The 23,335-nt window shown below is 45.1% G+C and carries 29 protein-coding genes; all 29 read right to left on the bottom strand.

The genetic code is table 11. The features are described from left to right. Window positions 1-20 precede the first annotated feature (20 nt). On the bottom strand, window positions 21-1,313 hold the full coding sequence (secY, locus tag ACZ5Q7_RS04955) for a preprotein translocase subunit SecY (RefSeq protein WP_343751437.1): 1,293 nt from the start codon (window positions 1,311-1,313) through the stop codon (window positions 21-23). Continuing rightward, window positions 1,313-1,753: a 50S ribosomal protein L15 gene (gene rplO / locus ACZ5Q7_RS04950; RefSeq protein WP_343751435.1), complete on the bottom strand. Its 441-nt coding sequence runs from the start codon at window positions 1,751-1,753 to the stop codon at window positions 1,313-1,315. Before rplO ends, secY begins: the two co-directional genes overlap by 1 nt. Before the next feature lie 30 nt (window positions 1,754-1,783). Continuing rightward, window positions 1,784-1,966, bottom strand: a complete 183-nt coding sequence (gene rpmD / locus ACZ5Q7_RS04945) for a 50S ribosomal protein L30 (protein ID WP_343751434.1) — start codon at window positions 1,964-1,966, stop codon at window positions 1,784-1,786. Window positions 1,967-1,984: 18 nt separating this feature from the next. Further along, complete coding sequence (gene rpsE / locus ACZ5Q7_RS04940) at window positions 1,985-2,482, bottom strand: 30S ribosomal protein S5 (RefSeq protein ID WP_343751433.1); 498 nt, start codon at window positions 2,480-2,482, stop codon at window positions 1,985-1,987. A 24-nt stretch (window positions 2,483-2,506) separates the two neighbouring features. Next, window positions 2,507-2,869: a 50S ribosomal protein L18 gene (gene rplR / locus ACZ5Q7_RS04935; RefSeq protein WP_343751432.1), complete on the bottom strand. Its 363-nt coding sequence runs from the start codon at window positions 2,867-2,869 to the stop codon at window positions 2,507-2,509. A gap of 32 nt (window positions 2,870-2,901) precedes the next feature. After that, window positions 2,902-3,438, bottom strand: a complete 537-nt coding sequence (gene rplF / locus ACZ5Q7_RS04930) for a 50S ribosomal protein L6 (RefSeq protein WP_343751431.1) — start codon at window positions 3,436-3,438, stop codon at window positions 2,902-2,904. Window positions 3,439-3,468: 30 nt separating this feature from the next. After that, window positions 3,469-3,867, bottom strand: a complete 399-nt coding sequence (gene rpsH, locus ACZ5Q7_RS04925) for a 30S ribosomal protein S8 (protein WP_343751430.1) — start codon at window positions 3,865-3,867, stop codon at window positions 3,469-3,471. 30 nt (window positions 3,868-3,897) lie between these two features. Next, a complete protein-coding gene (locus ACZ5Q7_RS04920) occupies window positions 3,898-4,083 on the bottom strand; it encodes a type Z 30S ribosomal protein S14 (RefSeq protein WP_343751429.1) in 186 nt (61 codons plus the stop codon). Window positions 4,084-4,113: 30 nt separating this feature from the next. After that, window positions 4,114-4,653, bottom strand: coding sequence for a 50S ribosomal protein L5 (rplE, locus tag ACZ5Q7_RS04915; protein WP_343751428.1), 540 nt, complete (start codon window positions 4,651-4,653; stop codon window positions 4,114-4,116). 26 nt (window positions 4,654-4,679) lie between these two features. Next, window positions 4,680-4,991 carry a 50S ribosomal protein L24 gene (rplX, locus tag ACZ5Q7_RS04910; protein WP_343751427.1) on the bottom strand — a complete coding sequence of 104 codons (312 nt, stop codon included), beginning with the start codon at window positions 4,989-4,991 and terminating at the stop codon, window positions 4,680-4,682. A 36-nt stretch (window positions 4,992-5,027) separates the two neighbouring features. Further along, a complete protein-coding gene (gene rplN, locus ACZ5Q7_RS04905; RefSeq protein WP_343751426.1) occupies window positions 5,028-5,396 on the bottom strand; it encodes a 50S ribosomal protein L14 in 369 nt (122 codons plus the stop codon). A gap of 45 nt (window positions 5,397-5,441) precedes the next feature. Next, entirely contained in the window at window positions 5,442-5,705 is a 264-nt protein-coding gene (rpsQ, locus tag ACZ5Q7_RS04900; protein WP_343751425.1) for a 30S ribosomal protein S17, read from the bottom strand. A gap of 22 nt (window positions 5,706-5,727) precedes the next feature. Continuing rightward, the gene (rpmC, locus tag ACZ5Q7_RS04895; protein ID WP_343751424.1) at window positions 5,728-5,928 is read right to left on the bottom strand and encodes a 50S ribosomal protein L29; all 201 of its coding nucleotides are present in this window, start codon (window positions 5,926-5,928) and stop codon (window positions 5,728-5,730) included. Continuing rightward, window positions 5,918-6,352 carry a 50S ribosomal protein L16 gene (rplP, locus tag ACZ5Q7_RS04890; protein WP_343751423.1) on the bottom strand — a complete coding sequence of 145 codons (435 nt, stop codon included), beginning with the start codon at window positions 6,350-6,352 and terminating at the stop codon, window positions 5,918-5,920. The genes rpmC and rplP overlap by 11 nt, the downstream gene beginning before the upstream one ends. An 18-nt stretch (window positions 6,353-6,370) precedes the next feature. Further along, the gene (gene rpsC / locus ACZ5Q7_RS04885; protein WP_343751422.1) at window positions 6,371-7,012 is read right to left on the bottom strand and encodes a 30S ribosomal protein S3; all 642 of its coding nucleotides are present in this window, start codon (window positions 7,010-7,012) and stop codon (window positions 6,371-6,373) included. A 3-nt stretch (window positions 7,013-7,015) separates the two neighbouring features. Beyond that, window positions 7,016-7,357 (bottom strand): 50S ribosomal protein L22, encoded by a 342-nt coding sequence (gene rplV / locus ACZ5Q7_RS04880; RefSeq protein WP_343751421.1) that lies wholly within the window; start codon window positions 7,355-7,357, stop codon window positions 7,016-7,018. Window positions 7,358-7,375: 18 nt separating this feature from the next. Further along, complete coding sequence (rpsS, locus tag ACZ5Q7_RS04875) at window positions 7,376-7,654, bottom strand: 30S ribosomal protein S19 (RefSeq protein WP_343751420.1); 279 nt, start codon at window positions 7,652-7,654, stop codon at window positions 7,376-7,378. Window positions 7,655-7,711: 57 nt separating this feature from the next. Then, window positions 7,712-8,542 (bottom strand): 50S ribosomal protein L2, encoded by an 831-nt coding sequence (gene rplB / locus ACZ5Q7_RS04870; RefSeq protein WP_343751419.1) that lies wholly within the window; start codon window positions 8,540-8,542, stop codon window positions 7,712-7,714. A 28-nt stretch (window positions 8,543-8,570) separates the two neighbouring features. Continuing rightward, entirely contained in the window at window positions 8,571-8,858 is a 288-nt protein-coding gene (gene rplW, locus ACZ5Q7_RS04865; RefSeq protein ID WP_343751418.1) for a 50S ribosomal protein L23, read from the bottom strand. Next, on the bottom strand, window positions 8,855-9,481 hold the full coding sequence (gene rplD, locus ACZ5Q7_RS04860; RefSeq protein ID WP_343751417.1) for a 50S ribosomal protein L4: 627 nt from the start codon (window positions 9,479-9,481) through the stop codon (window positions 8,855-8,857). Before rplD ends, rplW begins: the two co-directional genes overlap by 4 nt. A 26-nt stretch (window positions 9,482-9,507) precedes the next feature. Continuing rightward, on the bottom strand, window positions 9,508-10,137 hold the full coding sequence (gene rplC / locus ACZ5Q7_RS04855) for a 50S ribosomal protein L3 (protein ID WP_343751416.1): 630 nt from the start codon (window positions 10,135-10,137) through the stop codon (window positions 9,508-9,510). A 31-nt stretch (window positions 10,138-10,168) separates the two neighbouring features. Continuing rightward, window positions 10,169-10,477 carry a 30S ribosomal protein S10 gene (gene rpsJ / locus ACZ5Q7_RS04850; RefSeq protein ID WP_343751415.1) on the bottom strand — a complete coding sequence of 103 codons (309 nt, stop codon included), beginning with the start codon at window positions 10,475-10,477 and terminating at the stop codon, window positions 10,169-10,171. A 367-nt stretch (window positions 10,478-10,844) separates the two neighbouring features. Next, complete coding sequence (tuf, locus tag ACZ5Q7_RS04845) at window positions 10,845-12,035, bottom strand: elongation factor Tu (RefSeq protein WP_343751414.1); 1,191 nt, start codon at window positions 12,033-12,035, stop codon at window positions 10,845-10,847. 119 nt (window positions 12,036-12,154) lie between these two features. Beyond that, the gene (gene fusA, locus ACZ5Q7_RS04840) at window positions 12,155-14,233 is read right to left on the bottom strand and encodes an elongation factor G (protein WP_343751413.1); all 2,079 of its coding nucleotides are present in this window, start codon (window positions 14,231-14,233) and stop codon (window positions 12,155-12,157) included. A gap of 38 nt (window positions 14,234-14,271) precedes the next feature. Then, complete coding sequence (gene rpsG, locus ACZ5Q7_RS04835) at window positions 14,272-14,742, bottom strand: 30S ribosomal protein S7 (protein ID WP_343751412.1); 471 nt, start codon at window positions 14,740-14,742, stop codon at window positions 14,272-14,274. 38 nt (window positions 14,743-14,780) lie between these two features. After that, a complete protein-coding gene (gene rpsL, locus ACZ5Q7_RS04830) occupies window positions 14,781-15,200 on the bottom strand; it encodes a 30S ribosomal protein S12 (protein ID WP_343751411.1) in 420 nt (139 codons plus the stop codon). Between the two features lie 138 nt (window positions 15,201-15,338). Then, window positions 15,339-15,590 (bottom strand): ribosomal L7Ae/L30e/S12e/Gadd45 family protein, encoded by a 252-nt coding sequence (locus tag ACZ5Q7_RS04825; protein WP_343751410.1) that lies wholly within the window; start codon window positions 15,588-15,590, stop codon window positions 15,339-15,341. A 125-nt stretch (window positions 15,591-15,715) separates the two neighbouring features. Further along, window positions 15,716-19,327 carry a DNA-directed RNA polymerase subunit beta' gene (gene rpoC, locus ACZ5Q7_RS04820; protein ID WP_343751409.1) on the bottom strand — a complete coding sequence of 1,204 codons (3,612 nt, stop codon included), beginning with the start codon at window positions 19,325-19,327 and terminating at the stop codon, window positions 15,716-15,718. Between the two features lie 137 nt (window positions 19,328-19,464). Then, a complete protein-coding gene (gene rpoB, locus ACZ5Q7_RS04815) occupies window positions 19,465-23,004 on the bottom strand; it encodes a DNA-directed RNA polymerase subunit beta (protein ID WP_343751407.1) in 3,540 nt (1,179 codons plus the stop codon). Between the last annotated feature and the right edge of the window lie 331 nt (window positions 23,005-23,335).

The raw sequence follows: 23,335 nt of genomic DNA, 5'->3' as shown, positions 1-23,335 counted from the left end.
CGCTCTCATTAGCGGCCATTCTATTTGATAAACCCAGTGTAATGCCGCTTCACTAGCTGACTTTCCAGCTGTTTCATTGTTTGCAAAGCAACGCCTACGACAATAAGGAGGCTTGTGCCGCCAATTCTTACAGCTTGCGGTAAATTGGCAAGACCACCTAAGAGAATCGGCATTACAGCGACTGCGGCCAAAAAAATTGATCCAACAAACGTTAAACGATACATAACACGCGTAAGGTATGTCTCCGTGTTTTTGCCAGGGCGAATGCCTGGAATGTATCCGCCTTGCTTCTGTAAATTCTCAGCCATTTGTTCAGGATTGACTTGAACAAATGTATAAAAGTACGTAAACGCAATAATCAAGGCAACATAGATAATCATTCCCACCGGCTGTGTATAGTCAAAAATGGTTTCGACCGTTGCAGCGATCTCATTGCCCTCAAAAAGCCCGGCTACCGTTCTCGGTGCGATAATAAACGCAATCGCAAAGATAACTGGAATAACACCTGCTGCATTCACTTTAAGCGGCAAATGGGTGGAGTGGCCGCCAACCGGTGACCGGTTCACTAGCTTTTTCGCATATTGAATCGGTATTTTGCGCAATGCCTGCTGGATAAAAATCACGCCTGCTGTGATAGCCACTACCACTAAAGCAATCAGCGCCACAATCACTATATTAATAAACAGCTCATCCCCGGCATCCACGAAATACTGACTGTACAGCTGGTTGACACCATTCGGAACTGCTGCCACGATACCTGCGAAAATTAATATGGAGATACCGTTTCCGACGCCATTGGCTGTGATTTGTTCACCGAGCCACATTAAAAAGGTTGTTCCACTAGTCAATACGATGGCAATAATAAGAAACTTCCATACACTTGGATTGCTAATTAGCATCCCGCCGGCCATTGCGTTAAAGCCGATCGACATGGCAATGGACTGAACAAATGCCAACGCTACAGTTCCATATCGAGTAATCTGAGCAAGTTTCTTACGTCCCATTTCTCCTTGTTTTTTCCACTCCGTAAATTTAGGCACTACATCCATCTGTAATAACTGCATGATAATGGATGCCGTAATATAGGGCATGATTCCCATCGCAAAAATGGAAAAGTTTTTTAATGCTCCGCCGCCGAATGTATTCAGGAAGCCAAAAACATTTTGCTGGTTCATAAAGTCAATCGCTTCTTTATTCGTGTATGGTACCGGAATAAATGTACCAAGGCGAAAAACAATGAGCATAAGCAAGGTGAAGATAATCTTCCGCCTGATATCGCCTACGCGCATAAAGTTGGAGATTGTGCGGAACATTAAACCACCTCTATTTGACCGCCCGCTGCCTCAATTGCCTCTTTTGCGGAAGCAGAGAACTTATGAGCTTTTACTGTGAACTTCTTTTCAACATTTCCTTTTCCAAGCACTTTAATGCCGGATTTTGGTTTGCTGACGACACCTTCTTCAAGTAACAGCTCCGGTGTAATCTCTGTGCCTTCGTCAAAGCGATTTAACGTATCCAGATTGACAATCGCAAATTCCTTGCGATTGATGTTTGTAAAACCACGTTTAGGCAGACGTTGAAACAATGGCATTTGACCACCTTCAAAACCCGTACGTGTGCTGCTGCCTTCCCGTGCTTTTTGCCCTTTATGACCTCTTCCGGATGTTTTGCCATGGCCAGAAGACATACCTCGGCCGACACGTTTACGCTTTTCACGGGTCCCTTCCGATGACTTTAATTCATGAAGTTTCATATGTGCACCTCCTCTTACGCTTTATCGTCTTTAGAGTTCATTCACGGTTACCATGTGTGATATTTTATCAATCATACCTCGCACAACCGGTGTATCTTCCCGTACGACGGACTGATTAATTTTTTTCAGACCCAGAGATTGAACCGTTTCACGCTGTGCTTCGGTCCGGCCGATGATACTGCGCATGAGGGTTATTTCTAGTTGTTTGGACATTTTTTTCCCTCCTTATCCTTACAATTCTTCGATGGATTTGCCGCGTAGTCTGGCCACATCTTCTGCTGTTTTCAGACTTGATAAACCATTCAATGTTGCGTGAATCATATTAATTGGTGTATTAGAACCCAATGACTTTGTCAGAATATCGCTCACGCCTGCAAGTTCAAGAATGGCACGCACCGGACCGCCTGAAATTACACCGGTACCTTCTGTGGCCGGCTTCATCAATACATTACCGGATCCATGTTTACCGTGTATTTGATGAGGAATGGTTGTGCCGACAATAGGCACTTCAATGAGGTTTTTCTTTGCATCATCGACGCCTTTTTTTATGGCTTCCGGGACTTCTTTCGCTTTTCCTGTCCCAAAACCGACATGGCCATTTTTGTCCCCGACAACAACCAAAGCCGCGAAACGAAAATTCCGTCCACCTTGCACAACTTTTGCAACACGGTTAATAGCGACAACACGTTCCTCAAGATCTAACTTGTTTGGATCAATGCTAGTATTCATTTATGTCCCTCCTTTATTTGACGTTTAAAATTCAAGGCCGAATTCACGTGCAGCTTCAGCTAGTGCTTTTACACGTCCGTGATAAATATAACCGCCACGATCAAAGACAACCGAACCATAACCTTTATCTTGAGCACGTTTTGCAACAAGTTTCCCTGTTTCTTCAGCTGCCTCCACGTTGCCAGTGGCCTCCAAATTCAATTCATTATCCATTGTTGATGCGCTAGCTACAGTAACGCCCGCCATATCATCAATCAATTGTGCATAAATGTGTTTATTGGAACGGTACACATTGAGACGTGGACGCTCTTGTGTTCCGAAAACTTTTTTGCGGACTCGTGCATGTCTCTTTTTACGCAAATCGTTTTTGTCCGGTTTTGTGATCATCCAGGTCACTCCTTTCTGTTCCCTAACTAACCCTACTTAGCTGTCTTACCTTCTTTTTGTCGAACACTTTCGCCTTCGTAACGAATTCCTTTTCCTTTATAAGGCTCAGGCGGCCGGACCGCTCTGATTTTGGCGGCAACAGCACCAACTAGTTCTTTATTAATGCCTTTAATAACGATTCTTGTGTTTTGTGGCACGTCAATGTCAATGCCTTCAACCGGTTCAACTTCCACCGGGTGTGAATACCCCGCATTCACAAGTACCTTGTCGCCCTGTTTTTGTGCTCGATAACCGACACCGTTGATCTCCAATGCTTTTTCAAAGCCTTTGTGAACACCTTCAACCATATTGGCGATCAGGCTGCGGGTGGTGCCGTGCAATGCACGATGCGCCTTTTGCTCACTTGGACGTTCAACAGTCAAAACGTTATCGTCAATTACAACTTTCATTTCCGGATGAATATTTCTTGTTAGCTCACCTTGAGGGCCTGTTACTGTAACAGTATTTCCATCCAGTTTAACCTCAACCCCCTCAGGGATTTCGAGCGGTTTCACTCCTATACGGGACATTCCTTCCACCTCCTGTTCTAAAAGTAAATGTTACCAGACATATGCAAGCACTTCTCCGCCAACGGCCCGATTGCGTGCTTCTTTATCGGTAAAAACACCATGTGATGTTGATACAACTGCGATACCAAGGCCGTTTAGCACCCGTGGTACTTCATCCGCTTTTGCGTACACACGCAACCCCGGTTTGCTGATGCGCTTAAGGCCTGTAATGACACGTTCTTCTTTGTTGCCATATTTTAAGAAAATGCGCAGAATACCTTGTTTATCGTCTTCAACAAATTCATATTCACGGACAAAACCTTCGCGTTTGAGGATATCAGCGATTTCTTTTTTTATTTTGGAAGCCGGAAGCTCCAATTTTTCATGTCGCACCATATTGGCATTGCGAATGCGCGTCAGCATATCTGCGATTGGATCTGTCATAACCATTACTACATTACCTCCTTCCCGAATCGGGGTTTACCAGCTTGCTTTTTTGACGCCTGGAATTTGGCCTTTATAGGCAAGTTCTCGGAAACATATACGGCACAATTTGAATTTGCGAAGCACTGAATGTGGGCGGCCACAACGTTGACAACGTGAGTATTCACGCACTTTAAACTTTTGCGGGCGTTGTTGTTTCGCAATCAATGATTTTTTAGCCAAAATTTTCCCTCCTTAAGATTAGCCATCGAATTATTTCTGGAAAGGCATGCCAAGCTGAGTCAACAATTCACTAGCCTCTTCGTCCGTATTGGAACTGGTCACAATAACGACATCCATTCCCCGTATTTTACTTATATTATCATAGTCGATTTCCGGGAAAATCAGCTGTTCTTTTATACCAAGTGTGTAGTTGCCACGGCCGTCAAATGCTTTTTTTGAAATACCGCGGAAATCTCGTACACGCGGTAGCGAAACGGCAATAAGTTTGTGCAAAAACTCATACATCCGTTCATTCCGCAACGTCACTTTGGCTCCAATCGGCATCCCTTGGCGAAGGCGAAAGCCGGCAATGGATTTTCTAGCACGGGTAACAATGGGTTTCTGACCAGTAATCAGCGCAAGTTCCTCAACCGCATTGTCCAGAACCTTTGTGTTTTGAACAGCGTCACCGACACCCATATTGACGACGATTTTTTCAATTTGAGGCACTTCCATGACGGAATTATATTCAAATTTATTCATCAAGGATGGTTTAATTTCATCTTGGTATTTTCGTTTTAGTTCGTTCATACAAGAGCCCTCCTTTCACCTGCGAACTATTTATCTAATGCTTCACCGGATTTTTTGGCGATACGGGTTTTTTTACCATCGTGTACTTCATATCCTACCCGTGTCGGCTCACCCGATTTCGGGTCAATTGGCATGACATTGGAAACATGAATAGCCGCCTCCTGGTTCAGGATGCCACCTTGAGGGTTGTCCTGTGAAGGTTGAGCGTGTTTTTTAATCATGTTGATGCCTTCCACCAATACACGGTCTTTTTTCGGGTAGGCTTCTAATATGGAACCTTCTTTTCCGCTGTCTTTGCCGGAAATAACTTTAACTTTGTCACCTTTTTTTACATGCATGCTTTCTGCACCTCCTTGGCAAGGCTTTTCATTCTTCTACAGTACTTCCGGAGCAAGAGACACAATTTTCATGAACTTGGCATCACGTAATTCACGTGCAACTGGTCCGAAAATACGGGTGCCTCGCGGTCCTTTATCATCACGTACAATGACGGCAGCATTTTCATCAAAACGGATGTACGATCCATCATTACGACGTACGCCGGATTTAGAGCGGACGATAACGGCTCTGACTACTTCATTCTTCTTGACAACGCCTCCTGGTGTAGCTTGTTTCACCGTACAAACAATGACGTCGCCAATATTAGCCGTTTTTCGGCCGGACCCGCCCAAAACTTTGATGGTTTTTACTTCACGGGCACCAGAGTTATCTGCAACTTTTAAATTTGTTTCTTGTTGAATCATATCGCTGTGACCTCCCTTCGCGGATAACCTTCCGAGCGAACTTATTTAAATAACGACCGCTTCTTCAACGATTTCAACCAGACGGAAACGTTTTGTAGCTGACAGTGGACGGGTTTCCATGATCCGAACAACGTCGCCATTTTTCGCTTGGTTATTTTCATCATGTGTTTTGAACTTCTTTGAGTACTTCACACGTTTGCCGTATAATTGATGAAATTTATATGTCTCAACGACAACGGTAATAGTTTTGTCCATCTTATCCGATATAACGCGGCCAGTATAGGATTTTCTATTATTACGCTCACTCATATTGAGGCAACCTCCTCTCGGGTTAATTATTAATGCTCAGTTCGCGCTGGCGTATGACTGTTTTCATACGGGCGATAGATTTTTTTACCTGACGGATACGGGCAGTATTTTCGAGCTGTCCGGTTGCAGATTGAAAGCGCAGATTAAAGAGCTCTTCTTTTGACGACTTGACTTTCTGTTCAATTTCGGCAGTGGTCAGTTCTCTGATTTCATTAGCTTTCATTTGATTCACCACCAATTTCTTCACGTTTTACGAATTTGGTTTTAATCGGCAGTTTATGAGAAGCAAGCCGCAACGCTTCACGTGCAACCTCTTCAGGTACACCTGCTATTTCAAACATAATTTTTCCTGGCTTAACAACTGCGACCCAGCCTTCGGGAGCACCTTTACCGGAGCCCATGCGCACTTCAAGGGGTTTTGAAGTGTACGGCTTATCAGGAAAGATTTTAATCCATACTTTACCGCCACGTTTCATGTAACGGGTCATTGCAATACGGGCTGCTTCAATTTGACGGCTCGTGATCCATGATGGCTCAACGGCCTGCAATCCGTATTCACCAAAGGCGACTGTCGTTCCACCTTTAGCTTGGCCCTTCATACGGCCACGATGCTGCTTGCGGTGTTTAACACGTTTAGGCATTAACATAATGCACGTCCCCCTTCCTTAGTTTTCTTCTTTAGTTGGAAGGACTTCTCCACGATAAATCCACACTTTAACACCAAGTTTACCGTAAGTGGTGTCGGCTTCTGCCATGCCATAGTCGATATCGGCACGTAATGTGTGCAATGGAACCGTTCCTTCACTATAATGTTCCGAACGGGCAATATCCGTTCCGCCCAGTCGTCCTGACACTTGTGTTTTAATCCCTTTAGCTCCTCCGCGCATCGCACGCTGAATGGATTGTTTCTGCGCACGCCGGAAAGAAATGCGGTTTTCCAGTTGGCGGGCTATGCTTTCCGCAACAAGTGTCGCATCCAGATCCACTTTCTTAATCTCAACAATGTTAATGTGAACACGTTTGTCTGTCAGGTTGTTCAATGATTTGCGCAAAGCTTCAACTTCCGATCCACCTTTACCAATGACCATCCCGGGCTTTCCAGTATGAATTGTCACATTCACGCGATTTGCTGCACGCTCAATATCGATATGAGAGACGGCGGCCGTACTCAGACGATTTTCAAGATATTCTCTGATTCTAATATCCTCATGAAGCAAGTCGGCATATTCGCTGTCAGCATACCACTTTGATTCCCAGTCACGGATGACGCCAACGCGAAGGCCATTTGGATTCACTTTTTGACCCACGGACTATCCCTCCTTCTTCTCTTTTACCACGATGGTTATGTGGCTTGTGCGTTTATTGATCGGGCTCGCGCTTCCTTGCGCACGTGGACGGAAACGTTTTAAGGTAACCCCTTCATCCACAAAAGCCTCCGATACCATCAGATTATCAGGTTCCATTTCATAATTATGTTCCGCATTGGCAACAGCAGAGTTTATAACTTTTTCCACAGGTGTGGAAGCGCTGCGTTGTGTGTGGCGCAAAACTGCAATTGCTTCGCCGATTTCTTTACCTCGAATCAAATCCACGACTAAACGAACTTTACGAGGAGCAATACGAACAGATTTTGCAACGGCTTTTGCTTGCATGCAGAATGCCTCCTCTCTTTAGCGTTTTGTTTTCTTATCATCGCCAGAATGCCCTTTAAACGTACGGGTTGGCGCAAATTCGCCTAGTTTGTGACCGACCATGTCTTCCGTCACATAAACAGGTACATGCTTTCGACCATCATAAACAGCAAACGTGTGCCCAACAAAGTTAGGAAAAACGGTTGATCGACGTGACCACGTTTTAATGACTTGTTTTTTATCAGATTCGTTCAGGTTTTCCACCTTTTTCATCAGATGATCATCAGCAAAAGGTCCTTTTTTTAAACTACGACCCATGGATAAACCTCCTTTCGCAGTTACACGGCAACGTATGTGTGCCGCTTTAACGTCCTGTTATTTTTTGCGTTTACGTACAATATACTTGTCGGAAGGCTTATTACGCTTACGAGTCTTATAACCGACGGTCGGTTGACCCCATGGTGATACTGGTGATTCACGTCCGACAGGCGCACGTCCTTCACCGCCGCCGTGTGGGTGGTCATCCGGGTTCATAGCAAATCCACGTACGGTTGGGCGTTTACCAAGCCAGCGTGAACGGCCTGCTTTACCGACACGGATAAGTTCATTTTCTAAGTTACCTACCTGACCGATTGTAGCACGGCAAGTGGACAATACCAAACGTACTTCATCCGATGCCAGACGTACAAGTGTATATTTTCCATCACGTCCGAGTACTTGGGCATCTGCTCCTGCTGAACGAACGAGTTGACCACCACGTCCGGGCTTTAGTTCAATGTTATGAACTATGGTACCAACTGGAATGTCTTTTAGCGGAAGTGCATTGCCTAGTTTAATGTCAGCATTCTCACCGGATACAATTTCATGACCGACCTTAAGTCCTTTTGCCGCCAAAATATAACGTTTTTCACCATCAACATAGTTAATCAATGCGATGTTAGCGGAACGATTTGGATCATATTCAATAGTAGCAACGCGTCCTGGTATACCATCTTTATCCCGCTTGAAATCAATGATACGGTATTGGCGCTTATGGCCGCCACCTTGATGACGAACGGTCATTCTTCCATTGTTGTTACGACCGCCGTGTTTATACAATGGACTTAACAGGGATTTTTCCGGGGTATCCGTTGTTAGTTCCGAAAAATTAGATGCAGACATATTACGTCTACCGTTTGACGTTGGTTTAAATTTCTTAATCGCCATCTTTTTCCCTCCTTCACTTAATATTTAATCAGCCTTCAAAAAAATCCAGTTCTTTGCTGTCATCTGAAAGTTTTACAATCGCTTTTTTCCGGTTCGGGCGGTAACCTCCATATCGACCCATTCGTTTAAATTTGCCTTTAACATTCATTGTGTTGATGCCTACAACTGTTACATCAAAGATAAACTCAACAGCTTTTTTAATTTCTGTTTTATTGGCTTTGGGTTCCACTTCGAACGTATATTTCTTTTCCTCCATCAATTCAGCTGATTGTTCTGTAATGACAGGGCGTTGGATAACATCACGTGGATCTTTCATCGTGCAAGCACCTCCCCTGCTTTTTCGGCTGCATCTTTCGTTATGATCAGCTTGTCATGGTTCAGCAAGTCCAGTACGCTTACGTCTTCCACCGTCAACACATCCACATTTGGAAGATTGTTAGCCGAGAGGACAATATTTTCATCATTGTCAGATGTCACAATAAGTGCTTTCGTATTAACGTCAAGTGCTTCCAGCAGTCTTTTTACATCTTTAGTTTTCGGTGTCTCAATTGAAATATCATCAAGAACAACCATGTCATCTTCTTGCACTTTCGTGGAGTAGGCTGATTTCAAAGCCAGACGACGAACTTTTTTTGGTAGTTTGTAGCTGTAGTTACGCGGTGCCGGACCAAAGACGACTCCGCCTCCAACCCAGTGCGGCGAGCGGATTGATCCATGCCGAGCCCGACCAGTACCTTTTTGTCGCCATGGCTTTTTCCCTCCGCCACTTACTTCGGACCGCTTTTTCACCTTGTGTGTCCCTTGACGCAAAGAAGCCTGTTGCATGACAACTGCTTCATGCAAGACATGTCTGTTAGGCTCGATGCCGAATACAGCATCATTTAATTGAACATCTCCGGACTGCGAACCGTCTTGTTTTAATAGTGCTACTTTAGGCATGACATATCCTCCTTTCGTTTAAATAATTAGTTAGCCTTAATTGCACTCGTTATTTTTACATTCGATTTTTTCGGGCCGGGAATATTTCCTTTTATCAATAGCAGATTACGTTCTGTATCCACTTTGACAATTTCAAGGTTTTGAATCGTTACTTGTCTATTGCCCATTTGGCCAGGAAGCTTTCTACCTTTAAATACGCGCTGGGCGTTCATATCTCCCATACTGCCCGGGCTTCTGTGAAAATGGGAACCGTGTGTTTCTGGTCCGCGTTGGAAACCGTGGCGCTTAATGGCACCTTGGAAACCTTTCCCCTTTGTCGTCCCAGTTACGTCAATCTTTTCTCCAGTTTCAAATATATCAACAGCAAGTTCCTGACCAACGTCGTAATTATCAGGGCTTGCATCACGGATTTCACGAACGCAGCGCTTAGGAGTTGTTTTTGCTTTTTCAGCATGACCCTTCTCTGCCTTATTGGAACGTGATTCCTTCTTGTCAGCAAAGCCAAGTTGCACTGCTTCATAACCATCATTTTGCATGGTTCTCTTCTGCAAAACCACATTGGGCTCTGCTTGAATGACCGTTACCGGTGTCAACTCGCCTTCTTCTGAAAAAAGCTGTGTCATGCCGATTTTGCGGCCTAAGATTCCTTTCGTCATCCGTTACACCTCCTATTAGTAAGTCAATCGATTATAATTTAATTTCAATGTCAACACCTGATGGCAAATCGAGACGCATGAGCGAATCAACGGTTTGCGGTGTTGGGCTGACGATATCAATTAAACGCTTATGCGTGCGCATCTCAAACTGTTCACGGGCGTCTTTAAATTTATGTGTGGCGCGTAATACCGTGTAAACAGATCTTTCAGTTGGCAAAGGTATAGGACCGGAAACATTGGAACCGGAACGCTTTGCAGTGTCCACAATTTTCTCCGAGGACTGATCTAAAATGCGATGATCATAAGCCTTCAACCGAATACGAATCTTTTCTTTTGCCATTACTTTCCCTCCTTTACGTCCATTTTAAATAGACATGCTCCGTGAAAATTTCTTAACCACCCGCCATGGCAAAGGGGCCGGGTGTATCAACAACCTTTCACTTCATCGCGTTTTTTGACCAACATTCAAAGTATATACAAAAATGAAAGTCAACGCAACTACAGATTGTCTCTATCAAATAATTGCGCACATCTATGTATTATACAAACCAAGCCTTGCAATTGCAAGGCTTGAGAGCTATTTTTTTAAATTTTTTACTCTGCCTAAACACCATATAATGCATTCATTTGGTGGAACCTGTTTCGCAAAGGCCATTTAAAAAACAGACAGCGGCGCCAAGCTGTCTGTTTTTATTCACGTCATCTGCTTATTCCTGGATAGTTGAAACAACTCCGGAACCTACTGTGCGCCCGCCTTCACGGATGGAGAAACGGGTACCATCTTCAATAGCAATCGGAGAAATCAAGTCAACCTGCATTTCAACATTATCACCAGGCATTACCATTTCCACGCCTTCCGGTAGCTGGATAACACCGGTTACGTCTGTGGTACGGAAGTAAAACTGTGGACGGTAGTTCGCAAAGAATGGGGTATGACGTCCGCCTTCATCTTTGGACAATACATAAACTTCCGCTTTAAACTTTGTATGCGGTGTAATGGACCCCGGCTTTGCAAGAACCTGCCCCCGGTTGATTTCTTCGCGGGCCACACCACGAAGAAGGGCGCCGATGTTATCGCCTGCTTCAGCATAGTCAAGTAGCTTACGGAACATTTCCACACCTGTAACTGTTGTTTTCCGCAAGTCCTCTGCCAATCCGACAATTTCAACTTCATCACCGACTTTGACTGTTCCGCGTTCAACACGCCCGGTTGCAACTGTTCCGCGACCTGTAATAGAGAAAACGTCCTCGATAGGCATCATAAAGTTTTTCTCATGGTCACGCTCAGGTGTAGGGATGTAGTCATCGATGGCCGACATCAATTCCATGATTTTTTCTTGATGTTCTTCGTCGCCTTCAAGTGCTTTCAGTGCTGATCCCTTCACAACTGGAATATCGTCTCCAGGGAAGTCATATTCTGATAACAGGTCACGAACTTCCATTTCAACCAGTTCAAGAAGCTCTTCATCATCAACCATGTCAACCTTGTTCAGAAATACGACAATCGCAGGAACACCGACGTTACGGGAGAGCAGAATATGTTCACGTGTCTGCGGCATAGGGCCGTCAGCTGCGGATACGACCAGAATGGCACCATCCATTTGTGCCGCACCGGTAATCATATTTTTAACATAGTCAGCGTGACCCGGGCAGTCAACGTGAGCGTAGTGACGGCCTTCCGTTTCGTACTCAACGTGGGATGTTGCAATGGTAATTCCACGCTCTTTTTCTTCCGGAGCATGGTCAATCTGATCAAATGCCATAGCCTGAACCTCATCGGTTTGCTGATTCATTGTTGTTGTGATAGCGGCTGTTAATGTCGTTTTACCATGGTCAACGTGCCCAATTGTTCCAATGTTAACGTGACTTTTCGAACGGTCAAATTTTTCTTTAGACATGTATATTTCCTCCTTTAATAAAATAAAAGTAATTATGGTTTCTATTTCAAGCCTAACCCATGTGGTACCAAAGGAAGGCCTTTAATAAAAGTTATACGTTACACGAGGAGAAAAATCAATTATTCTCCTCCATTTTTCTTAATAATTTCTTCAGAAATGCTCTTCGGTACTTCCTCATAGTGATCGAATTGCATAGTAAAGGTTCCACGTCCTTGCGTGTTGGATCTCAGTGACGTTGCATAACCAAACATCTCCGCAAGCGGCACAAAAGCTTTGACAAGTTGTGCCGGACCGCGTGGCTCCATTCCTTCAACGCGTCCCCGGCGGGATGTTACATCGCCCATAATATCGCCCATGTACTCTTCCGGTACAACAATTTCCACTTTCATCATCGGTTCCAGAAGAGCTGGCTGACATTTGCTTTTAGCTTCTCTGAGGGCCATTGATCCGGCAATCTTAAATGCCATTTCGTTGGAGTCAACATCATGGTAGCTTCCATCAAACAACGTCGCTTTAACGTCAATAAGTGGATACCCTGCAAGAACACCATTTTCCATAGCTTCCCGAATGCCTAATTCAACAGATGAAATATATTCCCGGGGCACGACACCACCAACAATTTTATTATGGAATTCAAACCCAGCGCCTTCTTCATTGGGTTCAAATTCAACCAAAACATGACCATACTGGCCGCGTCCACCGGATTGGCGGATAAATTTCCCTTCAACTTCTGATGATGCACGGAATGTTTCACGGTAGGCCACTTGCGGAGCGCCAACCTGTGCATCCACTCCAAATTCCGTCTTTAAACGATTAACGATGACATCAAGGTGCAATTCGCCCATACCGGATATAATCGTTTGCCCGGTTTCTTCATCGGTTTCCGTCTTGAACGTTGGATCTTCCTCAGCCAATCTGGCAAGTGCATGGGCCATTTTATCCTGGTCTGCTCTTGTTTTTGGTTCAATAGCCACTGAAATAACCGGTTCAGGAAAGTCCATGGATTCAAGAACAACAAGTTCTTTTTCATCACATAGCGTTTCGCCTGTAGCTGTATCCTTCAAGCCCACTCCAGCAGCGATTTCACCAGAATGTATTGACTTAATTTCTTTACGGGAATTGGCATGCATCTGCAGAATTCGTCCAACCCGTTCCCGTTTATCCTTCACGGTATTCTTGACATACGAACCGGCATTCAGTGTTCCTGAATAGACCCGGAAGAACGTCAGTTTACCCACGTATGGGTCCGCCATAACTTTAAAAGCAAGTGCTGAAAACGGCGCATTGTCGTCGGACGGACGTGTTGTTTCTTCCTCAGTTTCTGGAACAAAACCTTCAATCGGCGGTACATCTGTTGGCGATGGAAGATAATCTATAACACCGTCTAACACCAACTGAACACCTTTGTTTTTAAATGCAGAACCGCAATAAACTGGATAAAAATCCACGTTCAGAGTTGCTGTTCGAATGGCTTGTTTAAGCTGATCATTGGAAATGTCTTCGCCATCAAGATATTGCATCATTAAGTCTTCATCAAGTTCCGCAACGGCTTCCACCAACTCGCCGCGTAGTTCCTCGGCTCGTTCTTTATAATCATCAGGAATGGCGCGCGCTTCCGCACGAGTTCCCAATTCATCCTCATAGTAGTAAGCCTGCATCGTCACCAAGTCAATGATACCTTCAAAGTTATCTTCGGCTCCAATTGGTAATTGTACAGCATGCGCATTGGCTCCAAGGCGTTCTTTCAGTGTATTAGTTGAATACATGAAATCCGCGCCGACTTTGTCCATTTTATTGATAAACACGATACGAGGCACACCATAAGTTGTCGCCTGACGCCATACGGTTTCGGTCTGGGGTTCCACACCTGATTGGGCGTCAAGTACGGTAACCGCACCATCAAGCACACGCAATGAACGTTCAACTTCAACGGTGAAGTCCACGTGACCTGGCGTATCAATAATATTTATACGGTGATTTCTCCACTGGGCTGTTGTAGCAGCCGACGTAATGGTGATCCCCCGGTCCTGTTCTTGCTCCATCCAGTCCATCTGTGAAGCACCTTCATGGGTTTCACCGATTTTGTGAATGCGTCCTGTATAGAAAAGAATACGCTCGGTGGTAGTGGTTTTTCCGGCATCGATATGTGCCATAATACCGATATTGCGTGTCTTTTCCAAGGAGAACTCTCTGGCCATGTATTCTTCTCCTTTCTGATGTAATTTTTATAAGTTTTTTACCAGCGATAATGGGCAAATGCTTTGTTGGCCTCTGCCATTTTATGCAGTTCTTCACGCCGCTTCACAGATGCTCCCGTGTTATTGGACGCATCAAGTATCTCATTTGCCAGCCGTTCCTCCATCGTGTTTTCTCCACGGAGACGTGAGTAATTAACAATGTAACGCAACCCCAAAGCCTGACGGCGTTCTGCACGCACTTCCATTGGCACTTGATAATTGGAGCCACCCACACGGCGTGCGCGTACTTCCAATACAGGCATAACATTTTTCATGGCCTGTTCAAATACTTCCATTGCATTCTGGCCACTTCGTTCAGTAACGATTTCAAATGCTTTATACAGAATTTTTTGTGCTTTCCCCCGTCTGCCATCGATCATGATTTGGTTGATCAAACGAGTTACTAACTTTGAGTTATATAACGGATCCGGCAAGACATCGCGTTTAGGTACTGGTCCTTTACGTGGCATATGTCCCCCTCCTTTCCCAAATGTGTTTTATAAATCTGTTATTTTTTGGCTTTTGGTTTTTTCGTCCCATATTTTGAACGGCCTTTAGCGCGGCCTTGCACACCTGCAGTATCAAGCGCACCACGAACAACATGGTAACGAACACCCGGCAAGTCTTTTACACGGCCACCACGAACAAGCACGACACTATGCTCTTGCAAGTTATGTCCGATTCCCGGAATGTATGCTGACACTTCCATGCTGTTGGAGAGACGGACACGTGCATATTTACGGAGTGCTGAGTTCGGTTTCTTTGGTGCTAATGTCCCGACCCGTATACAGACACCCCGCTTTTGTGGCGAATTAAGCTTCGAAAATTCTTTCTTGAAGCTGTTATAATTCCAATTCAACGCTGGAGAGTCATACTTCTTCGGTTTATTTACACGACCTTTGCGTACAAGTTGGTTTATAGTAGGCATTCCTATTTTCCTCCCTTCCATATAAATGGTAATTAAGCTGTGACGACCACTGCTGGAGTAGTTTGCAAGACCACACATCCAGGTGGTTCATGTTTTTGCAAAAAAACAAGGCTTCCGCGATAAGCAGCGCCAAACCCGCTATCGTTTTACTGCCACAGCTGATGCACCAACATCAATCCCACAAGCGGAACCAAGTTTCTTTTTGGAATCAACACGAGAACAGATGATTCCTAGCTCTTGGGCCAATGTTTCCACCGTTTGTGTCATTTGTCGATCTGCATCATCAGCAATAAATACTTCTTTTGCGGCACCATGTCTCATTGCCTTAAGTGTTTGTTTCGTTCCGATTACCAAGTATGCCTGAGACTGGGTCACTTTTTCATAAGACATTCGCATATCCTCCAAAGTAACAAATATAATCGGAAGCACCTTGGATATATTACCATTCTCTTTTTTTGATGTCAATGCTATTTTCATTGTTCAGAGATGGGTGCTTCCGATTTTTTTATGCTATTTTATTGCACGATCTCTGTCTCATCCAGCTCTTCGACATCTTCCTCCGGTTCATCGGTATCTGTTTCCAGACGTCGATAGCGTTGAATGCCTGTGCCGGCAGGAATTAACTTACCAATAATGACGTTCTCTTTGAGACCCATGAGTTCATCGCGTTTCCCTTTAATACCAGCATCTGTCAGAACGCGAGTTGTTTCCTGGAAGGATGCAGCTGACAAGAACGAGTCTGTTTCCAGTGATGCCTTTGTAATACCAAGCAATATCGGTTTTCCAATAGCCGGCGTTCCACCTTGTTGCAGAATCCCGTAATTGGCTTCTCTAAATTGATGGATTTCAAGCAATGAACCTGGAAGTTCATTGGTATCCCCGGAATCGACGATACGAATCTTGCGCATCATCTGACGAACCATTACTTCTACGTGCTTGTCGTCGATTTCTACACCCTGCATGCGGTATACTTTTTGTACTTCACGAAGCAAATACTGTTGTACCCCTTCGATTCCCTGCACTTTCAAGAGTTCTTTCGGATCGATGGAACCTTCGGTCAACTCTTGCCCTGCAACCACTTCATCACCGGTGGTCACCTTCATACGCGCATTATATGGAACAGGGTACGTACGTTGTTCGACCTCGCCTTGAATAATGATTTCCTGTTTGTCTTTTCCTTCTTTGACCTCTTCAACTGTACCAAAGACTTCGCTGATCACGGACTGACCTTTCGGATTGCGTGCTTCAAAAAGTTCCTGAATACGCGGCAGACCTTGTGTAATGTCATCGCCTGCAACGCCACCAGTATGGAACGTGCGCATCGTCAGCTGCGTACCAGGTTCTCCAATGGATTGAGCGGCGATGATACCCACGGCTTCCCCGACTTCCACTTCATCACCTGTGGCGAGGTTTCGTCCATAACATTTCTTGCAGACACCATATTTGGAATTGCATGTGAACGCAGAACGAATGATCACTTCTTCGATCCCTGCCTCAACAACCTGCTTGGCTTGATCTTCCGTGAGCACTTCACCCTTTTCAGCAATAATCTCCCTCGTATCCGGGTGACGCACGTTCTCAAACACGGTACGTCCACCCAACCGGTCAATAAACGGTTCAATAACCTCGGAGTCGTCTTTCAAGGCTGAAACAGTCAATCCACGATCCGTTCCACAGTCATCTTCACGGATAATAACATCTTGCGCCACATCCACAAGACGACGCGTCAGGTAGCCGGAGTCGGCGGTTTTCAGTGCTGTATCGGCCAGACCTTTACGAGCACCGTGTGTCGAAATAAAGTATTCCAGAACAGTCAGTCCTTCACGGAAGTTGGACGTAATCGGCAATTCAATAATTTCACCGGATGGGTTAGCCATCAGACCGCGCATACCGGCAAGTTGTGTAAAGTTGGATGCGTTACCTCTTGCACCGGAGTCACTCATCATGAAGATTGGATTGCTGGTATCCAGTGATCCCATCAAACGTTCCTGAATATTGTCCTTGGCTTTCGACCATATGGCAATCACCCGGTCATATCGTTCATTATCAGTGATCAGACCACGTCTGAACTGTTTCTGCACTTTATCCACATCATTCTGTGCATCATTCAGAATTTCTTCTTTTTCAGAGAGTACAACCACATCGGAAACCCCGACTGTCATACCGGCTATCGTCGAATAACTAAAACCAAGATCCTTCATGCGGTCAAGCATTCGTGACGTTTCCGTAATCTTGAACCGTTTAAACACTTCCGCAATGACGTCGCCCAATATATCTTTTTTAAATGGCGATACAAGTTCACAGTTCCTGATTTCTTCGGCAATGTCGGCACCATGATCAATAAAGTATTTGTCAGGTGTCTCCACTTCCAGGTTGTGTTTCGTCGGTTCGTTAATATATGGGAACGACTCCGGTAAAATCTCGTTAAATATAAGTTTTCCGACTGTTGTTATAAGCATTTGGCTCTGCTGTTTTTCCGTAAATGATTTTTTATTCAAGCTGGATGCTTTAATGGCAATTCTTGAATGCAAATGAACATACCCATTACGGTAACTGAGCAACGCTTCGGCTGTATCCTTAAATCGACTTCCTTCACCAATGGCACCGGCGCGTTCAAGCGTAAGGTAGTAGTTGCCGAGAACCATATCCTGTGATGGCGTCACAACAGGTTTTCCATCTTTCGGGTTCAGAATATTTTGAGCGGAAAGCATCAAAATACGCGCCTCTGCCTGTGCTTCTGCAGAAAGTGGAACGTGAACAGCCATCTGGTCCCCATCAAAGTCAGCATTATAAGCATTACAAACCAGTGGGTGTAGCTGAATAGCACGACCTTCTACCAATACCGGCTGAAATGCCTGAATACCCAAGCGATGCAGTGTCGGCGCACGATTCAATAGTACCGGATGTTCTTTAATAACTTCTTCAAGAACGTCCCATACTTCTGGATGCACGCGCTCAATTTTGCGTTTGGCTGATTTAATGTTGTGGGAATAGCCTTTTTCAACCAATTCCTTCATAATAAATGGTTTAAACAATTCCAGTGCCATTTCCTTCGGAAGACCACACTGATGCATTTTTAAACTTGGTCCGACAACAATGACCGAACGACCGGAATAGTCAACCCGTTTCCCGAGCAGATTTTGACGGAATCGCCCTTGCTTCCCTTTCAGCATATGGGAAAGGGATTTTAACGGCCGGTTTCCTGGCCCGGTTACAGGGCGTCCCCGGCGTCCATTGTCAATCAGGGCATCAACCGACTCCTGCAGCATCCGTTTTTCATTTTGCACAATGATGCTTGGCGCACCAAGGTCGAGCAATCGTTTCAACCGATTATTACGATTGATGACGCGGCGATATAAATCGTTTAAGTCGGATGTTGCGAATCGGCCGCCGTCAAGTTGAACCATGGGGCGTATTTCCGGCGGTATAATCGGCAGTACATCCAGCACCATCCACGATGTATCATTTCCGGAATTGCGGAATGAATCAAGTACTTCCAATCGTTTTATGGCACGCGTTCGGCGCTGTCCCTGCGCTGTTTTCAATTCCTCTTTCAGCGTGTCTACTTCTTTCTCAAGGTCAATGTCGCCGAGAAGTTTTCGGATCGCTTCTGCTCCCATTTGTGCTTTAAACGTCGCACCGTATTTATCGTAATAGGTTCTGTATTCTTTTTCAGACAACAGCTGTTTTCTCTCCAGCGGTGTATCACCGGGTTCAGTGACAATATATGCGGCAAAGTAAATAACTTCTTCCAGTGCACGCGGCGACATATCCAACGCGAGTCCCATGCGGCTTGGAATGCCCTTAAAGTACCAAATATGGGATATAGGAGCAGCAAGTTCAATATGACCCATACGTTCACGGCGCACTTTTGCTTTCGTGACTTCAACACCACACCGGTCACAAACAACTCCTTTATAGCGTATACGTTTGTATTTTCCACAATGGCATTCCCAGTCTTTTTGCGGTCCAAAAATCCGCTCACAAAACAGGCCATCTTTTTCCGGTTTTAACGTGCGATAGTTGATCGTTTCCGGTTTTTTGACCTCACCGTACGACCATGAACGAATTTTCTCTGATGAAGCCAAACCGACTTTCATATACTCAAAATTATTTACATCCAGCAAGGGTCTACCTCCCTTTTTAGTGTCCGATTTTCCTGCAAACCTGAAAATAAGATGAAGGCAAAGGGCGTAAAATCAGCTGGATAGCCCATTTCATACGCCCGGAGCTGTTCATTCTCTCTGTGAACGCGTGCGATTTGTCAGCTTTCTTCTGCCGCTTCCAAATTTAATTTGCTTGCCGCTTGTGTATCCTCGTCTTCTAGTTCCTGCATTTCAATTTCTGACTCATCGCTGGATAGCATCTTCACGTCCATTCCAAGGCTTTGCAATTCTTTGATCAATACTTTGAAAGATTCCGGCACTCCAGGCTCGGTGACATTATCACCTTTTACGATGGATTCATAAGCTTTAACACGACCGACCACGTCGTCGGATTTAACAGTCAAAATCTCCTGCAATGTGTACGCAGCGCCGTAAGCCTCTAGCGCCCAGACTTCCATTTCACCAAAACGTTGTCCGCCAAATTGAGCCTTACCGCCCAATGGCTGCTGGGTGACCAGGGAGTATGGGCCAGTGGAGCGGGCGTGCAGTTTATCATCCACCATATGCGCCAGTTTGATCATATACATGACACCGACGGAAACGCGATTGTCAAACGGATCTCCCGTTCGTCCATCATAAAGAATGGATTTAGCATCTTTTGCTATCCCTGCTTCATCAAGGGTTTCCCATACATCGTCTTCGGTTGCACCGTCAAATACCGGTGTGGCCATGTGAAGTCCGAGCTGGCGTGCAGCCATGCCGAGGTGAAGTTCAAAAACCTGCCCGATATTCATTCGCGACGGAACACCGAGTGGATTCAGCATGATGTCAAGCGGTGTACCATCCGGCAAAAACGGCATATCTTCCTCGGGAAGTATTTTGGATATGACACCTTTGTTTCCATGTCGTCCAGCCATTTTATCCCCTTCTGATATCTTTCGTTTCTGTACAATATAAACACGTACCAAATGATTAACACCAGGCGATAACTCATCCCCATCTTCACGGTTAAAGATTTTAACTTCCAGCACAATGCCGCCAGATCCATGCGGTACACGCAGAGAAGTGTCCCGAACCTCCCGTGCTTTTTCACCAAAAATAGCGTGAAGTAAGCGCTCTTCGGCTGACAGTTCCGTTACTCCTTTAGGTGTCACTTTGCCTACAAGGATATCGCCATCGGAAACTTCCGCACCAATACGAATAATTCCGTCGTCATTAAGATCTTTCAGTGCATCTTCCCCAACGTTCGGAATATCACGAGTGATTTCCTCCGGACCGAGTTTGGTATCCCGGGCTTCCGATTCGTATTCCTCAATGTGAATGGATGTAAAGTCATCATCTTTGACCATGCGCTCACTCATAATAACGGCGTCTTCATAGTTGTAACCTTCCCATGTCATAAATCCGACAAGTGCATTGCGGCCAAGCGCCATCTCTCCGTTTTCCATCGAGGGTCCATCAGACAGGATTTCACCTTGCGTGACACGATCACCTTTGCTGACAATCGGTCGCTGATTGTAGCATGTTCCCTGGTTGGAGCGGATGTATTTCTGCATACGATAAACATCCAAATCGCCTTGGACTTCTTTTCCATCAACCTCGGAAATACGGCGGACCCGCACTTCTTTTCCTTCCACATGTTCCACGATGCCCTCATTTTGGCATATAACAGCAGCACCAGAATCTTTGCCTGAAACATATTCCATGCCGGTTCCAACCATGGGGGCTTCCGGCTCCATCAAAGGCACGGCCTGTCGCTGCATGTTGGCTCCCATTAATGCACGGTTGGAGTCGTCATTTTCCAAAAAGGGAATGCAAGCTGTCGCAGCTGATACCACTTGTTTTGGTGAGACGTCCATATAGTCGATTTTTTCACGCGGAACAATCGTATTTTCGCCGCGGAAACGTGCAATAACTTCTTCATCAGCGAATGTGCCGTCATCATTCAGCCGGGCGTTCGCCTGTGCGACAACATAATTGTCTTCTTCATCTGCTGTCAGATAATCCGATTCGCCCGTTACCCTTCCGGTCTCCCGATCGACTCGACGATACGGTGTCTCAATAAAGCCAAATTGATTGACCTTCGCGTAACTTGACAGCGAGTTAATCAGACCGATATTCGGCCCTTCCGGTGTTTCAATCGGACACATGCGCCCGTAGTGGGAATAGTGAACGTCACGCACTTCAAATCCAGCGCGCTCACGGGTCAGTCCACCGGGCCCCAGTGCTGACAGACGGCGTTTGTGGGTAAGTTCCCCTAACGGATTGGTCTGATCCATGAACTGTGACAACTGCGAACTTCCAAAAAACTCTTTAATGGATGCTATAACAGGCCGGATATTAATCAACTGCTGCGGCGTTATGCTCGATGTATCCTGAATAGACATACGCTCCCGCACAACCCGTTCCATCCGGGATAGACCTATACGAAACTGATTTTGAAGCAGTTCTCCGACAGAACGCAGACGACGGTTACCCAAATGGTCAATATCATCTGTTCCACCAACATGATGGAGCAAGTTAAAGAAATAACTAATGGCAGATAATATATCAGATGGTGCAATATGCTTCGTGTTCTCATCCACATTGGCATTGCCAATAACATCGAGATGATGCTCGCCATCAGGGTCCGTCGGATCGACAATCTTCACTGATTGCACAAGAATGGGTTCCTCCAGAACACCTTCGTTTGGTTTCACAGTTTTTTCACCGGCCATATTTTCATTGCTTTCCAAATAAGGTATAATTTTGTCAAGCAGCCGGCGCTCCAACTTATCACCTTTGTCTGCAATGACTTCACCTGTTTCCGGATCAACAATGGGTTCCGCCAGCACCTGATTAAACAAACGGTCTTTAATGTCCAGTTTTTTGTTTACTTTGTAACGGCCGACGTAAGCCAAATCATAGCGCTTCGGGTCAAAGAATCGGGAGACAAGTAAACTCCTTGCATTTTCCACAGTCGGTGGTTCACCGGGACGCAAACGTTCATAGATTTCAAGCAGTGCTTTCTCCGTTGTTTCCGTATTGTCCTTTTCCAGCGTATTTTTCAAATATTGATTATCACCAATAAGGTCGATAATCTCCTGGTCCGTACTAAAGCCGAGGGCACGTAATAACACAGTGATTGGCAACTTACGTGTGCGGTCAATCCTGACATAGGCAACATCTTTGGCATCTGTTTCAAATTCAAGCCAGGCTCCACGATTTGGAATAACAGTCGCAGCCACACCGCGTTTGCCGTTTTTGTCAAATTTCTCACTGAAATAAACACTCGGTGATCGAACAAGCTGGGAAACAATGACGCGTTCAGCTCCATTAATAATAAACGTTCCGGTATCCGTCATTAATGGAAAATCACCCATAAACACTTCCTGCTCTTTCACTTCACCGGTCTCATTATTAATCAGCCGTACCTTTACACTCAGTGGTGCGTTATAGGTAACATCTCGCTCTTTGGATTCGTACACAGGGTATTTGGGTTCACCGAGACTATAATCGATAAATTCCAGTGATAAATTACCGGCAAAATCCTCAATCGGCGAAATATCTTGAAACATCTCCCGTATTCCTTCATCAAGGAACCACTGATAGGAAGCGGTTTGAATTTCGATTAGATTCGGTAAATCCAATACCTCACTGATACGCGCATAACTTCTGCGCTGGCGGTGCCGTCCGTACTGAACTAGTTGACCTGTCAACAGCTTCACCCCTCAAATCAAGCATTTTTCATAGATTTCTTCCTTCATTGGCTCGAAAAATGACTATAATATTTGAAAAAACAACTGATAGGTGCATCAGCCATTTTTAACCCGTTTCCACGGTAAAAGCATCAGGCGATGATTACTCCGGGATAACTTGCAAGCCCGATCCTACTGATGCTTCCGGACAAAAAATATAACATTTCCAGATAGCGTAAAATAACAATAGTACTCGTACTACTGTTTCAAAAAATCAGCACAATCCGGAGTTGCTGCCGAATAGTATATATCTTGCAGCATGTATTCTTCAGGATGACGGTGAAACATAGTA

The organism is Lentibacillus halophilus, assembly GCF_055395055.1.
This window is presented reverse-complemented; position numbering and strand designations above follow the sequence as displayed.

Excerpts from the sequence above, each read along its gene's own strand:
- rplB (WP_343751419.1), bottom strand. The coding sequence starts at position 8,542 with ATGGCGATTAAGAAATTTAAACCAACGTCAAACGGTAGACGTAATATG.
- rpsS (WP_343751420.1), bottom strand. The coding sequence starts at position 7,654 with ATGGGTCGTAGTTTAAAAAAAGGACCTTTTGCTGATGATCATCTGATG.
- tuf (WP_343751414.1), bottom strand. The coding sequence starts at position 12,035 with ATGTCTAAAGAAAAATTTGACCGTTCGAAAAGTCACGTTAACATTGGA.
- fusA (WP_343751413.1), bottom strand. The coding sequence starts at position 14,233 with ATGGCCAGAGAGTTCTCCTTGGAAAAGACACGCAATATCGGTATTATG.
- rplE (WP_343751428.1), bottom strand. The coding sequence starts at position 4,653 with ATGAACGAACTAAAACGAAAATACCAAGATGAAATTAAACCATCCTTG.
- rplO (WP_343751435.1), bottom strand. The coding sequence starts at position 1,753 with ATGAAACTTCATGAATTAAAGTCATCGGAAGGGACCCGTGAAAAGCGT.
- rplP (WP_343751423.1), bottom strand. The coding sequence starts at position 6,352 with ATGTTAATGCCTAAACGTGTTAAACACCGCAAGCAGCATCGTGGCCGT.
- rplV (WP_343751421.1), bottom strand. The coding sequence starts at position 7,357 with ATGCAAGCAAAAGCCGTTGCAAAATCTGTTCGTATTGCTCCTCGTAAA.
- rplF (WP_343751431.1), bottom strand. The coding sequence starts at position 3,438 with ATGTCCCGTATAGGAGTGAAACCGCTCGAAATCCCTGAGGGGGTTGAG.
- rpsH (WP_343751430.1), bottom strand. The coding sequence starts at position 3,867 with ATGGTTATGACAGATCCAATCGCAGATATGCTGACGCGCATTCGCAAT.
- secY (WP_343751437.1), bottom strand. The coding sequence starts at position 1,313 with ATGTTCCGCACAATCTCCAACTTTATGCGCGTAGGCGATATCAGGCGG.
- rplN (WP_343751426.1), bottom strand. The coding sequence starts at position 5,396 with ATGATTCAACAAGAAACAAATTTAAAAGTTGCAGATAACTCTGGTGCC.
- rplX (WP_343751427.1), bottom strand. The coding sequence starts at position 4,991 with ATGCATGTAAAAAAAGGTGACAAAGTTAAAGTTATTTCCGGCAAAGAC.
- rpsE (WP_343751433.1), bottom strand. The coding sequence starts at position 2,482 with ATGAATACTAGCATTGATCCAAACAAGTTAGATCTTGAGGAACGTGTT.
- rpsL (WP_343751411.1), bottom strand. The coding sequence starts at position 15,200 with ATGCCTACTATAAACCAACTTGTACGCAAAGGTCGTGTAAATAAACCG.
- ACZ5Q7_RS04825 (WP_343751410.1), bottom strand. The coding sequence starts at position 15,590 with ATGTCTTATGAAAAAGTGACCCAGTCTCAGGCATACTTGGTAATCGGA.
- rplW (WP_343751418.1), bottom strand. The coding sequence starts at position 8,858 with ATGAAAGATCCACGTGATGTTATCCAACGCCCTGTCATTACAGAACAA.
- rpmC (WP_343751424.1), bottom strand. The coding sequence starts at position 5,928 with ATGAAAGCTAATGAAATCAGAGAACTGACCACTGCCGAAATTGAACAG.
- rpsJ (WP_343751415.1), bottom strand. The coding sequence starts at position 10,477 with ATGGCAAAAGAAAAGATTCGTATTCGGTTGAAGGCTTATGATCATCGC.
- rplR (WP_343751432.1), bottom strand. The coding sequence starts at position 2,869 with ATGATCACAAAACCGGACAAAAACGATTTGCGTAAAAAGAGACATGCA.
- rpsG (WP_343751412.1), bottom strand. The coding sequence starts at position 14,742 with ATGCCACGTAAAGGACCAGTACCTAAACGCGATGTCTTGCCGGATCCG.
- rplD (WP_343751417.1), bottom strand. The coding sequence starts at position 9,481 with ATGCCTAAAGTAGCACTATTAAAACAAGACGGTTCGCAGTCCGGAGAT.
- rplC (WP_343751416.1), bottom strand. The coding sequence starts at position 10,137 with ATGACGAAAGGAATCTTAGGCCGCAAAATCGGCATGACACAGCTTTTT.
- rpmD (WP_343751434.1), bottom strand. The coding sequence starts at position 1,966 with ATGTCCAAACAACTAGAAATAACCCTCATGCGCAGTATCATCGGCCGG.
- rpsQ (WP_343751425.1), bottom strand. The coding sequence starts at position 5,705 with ATGAGTGAGCGTAATAATAGAAAATCCTATACTGGCCGCGTTATATCG.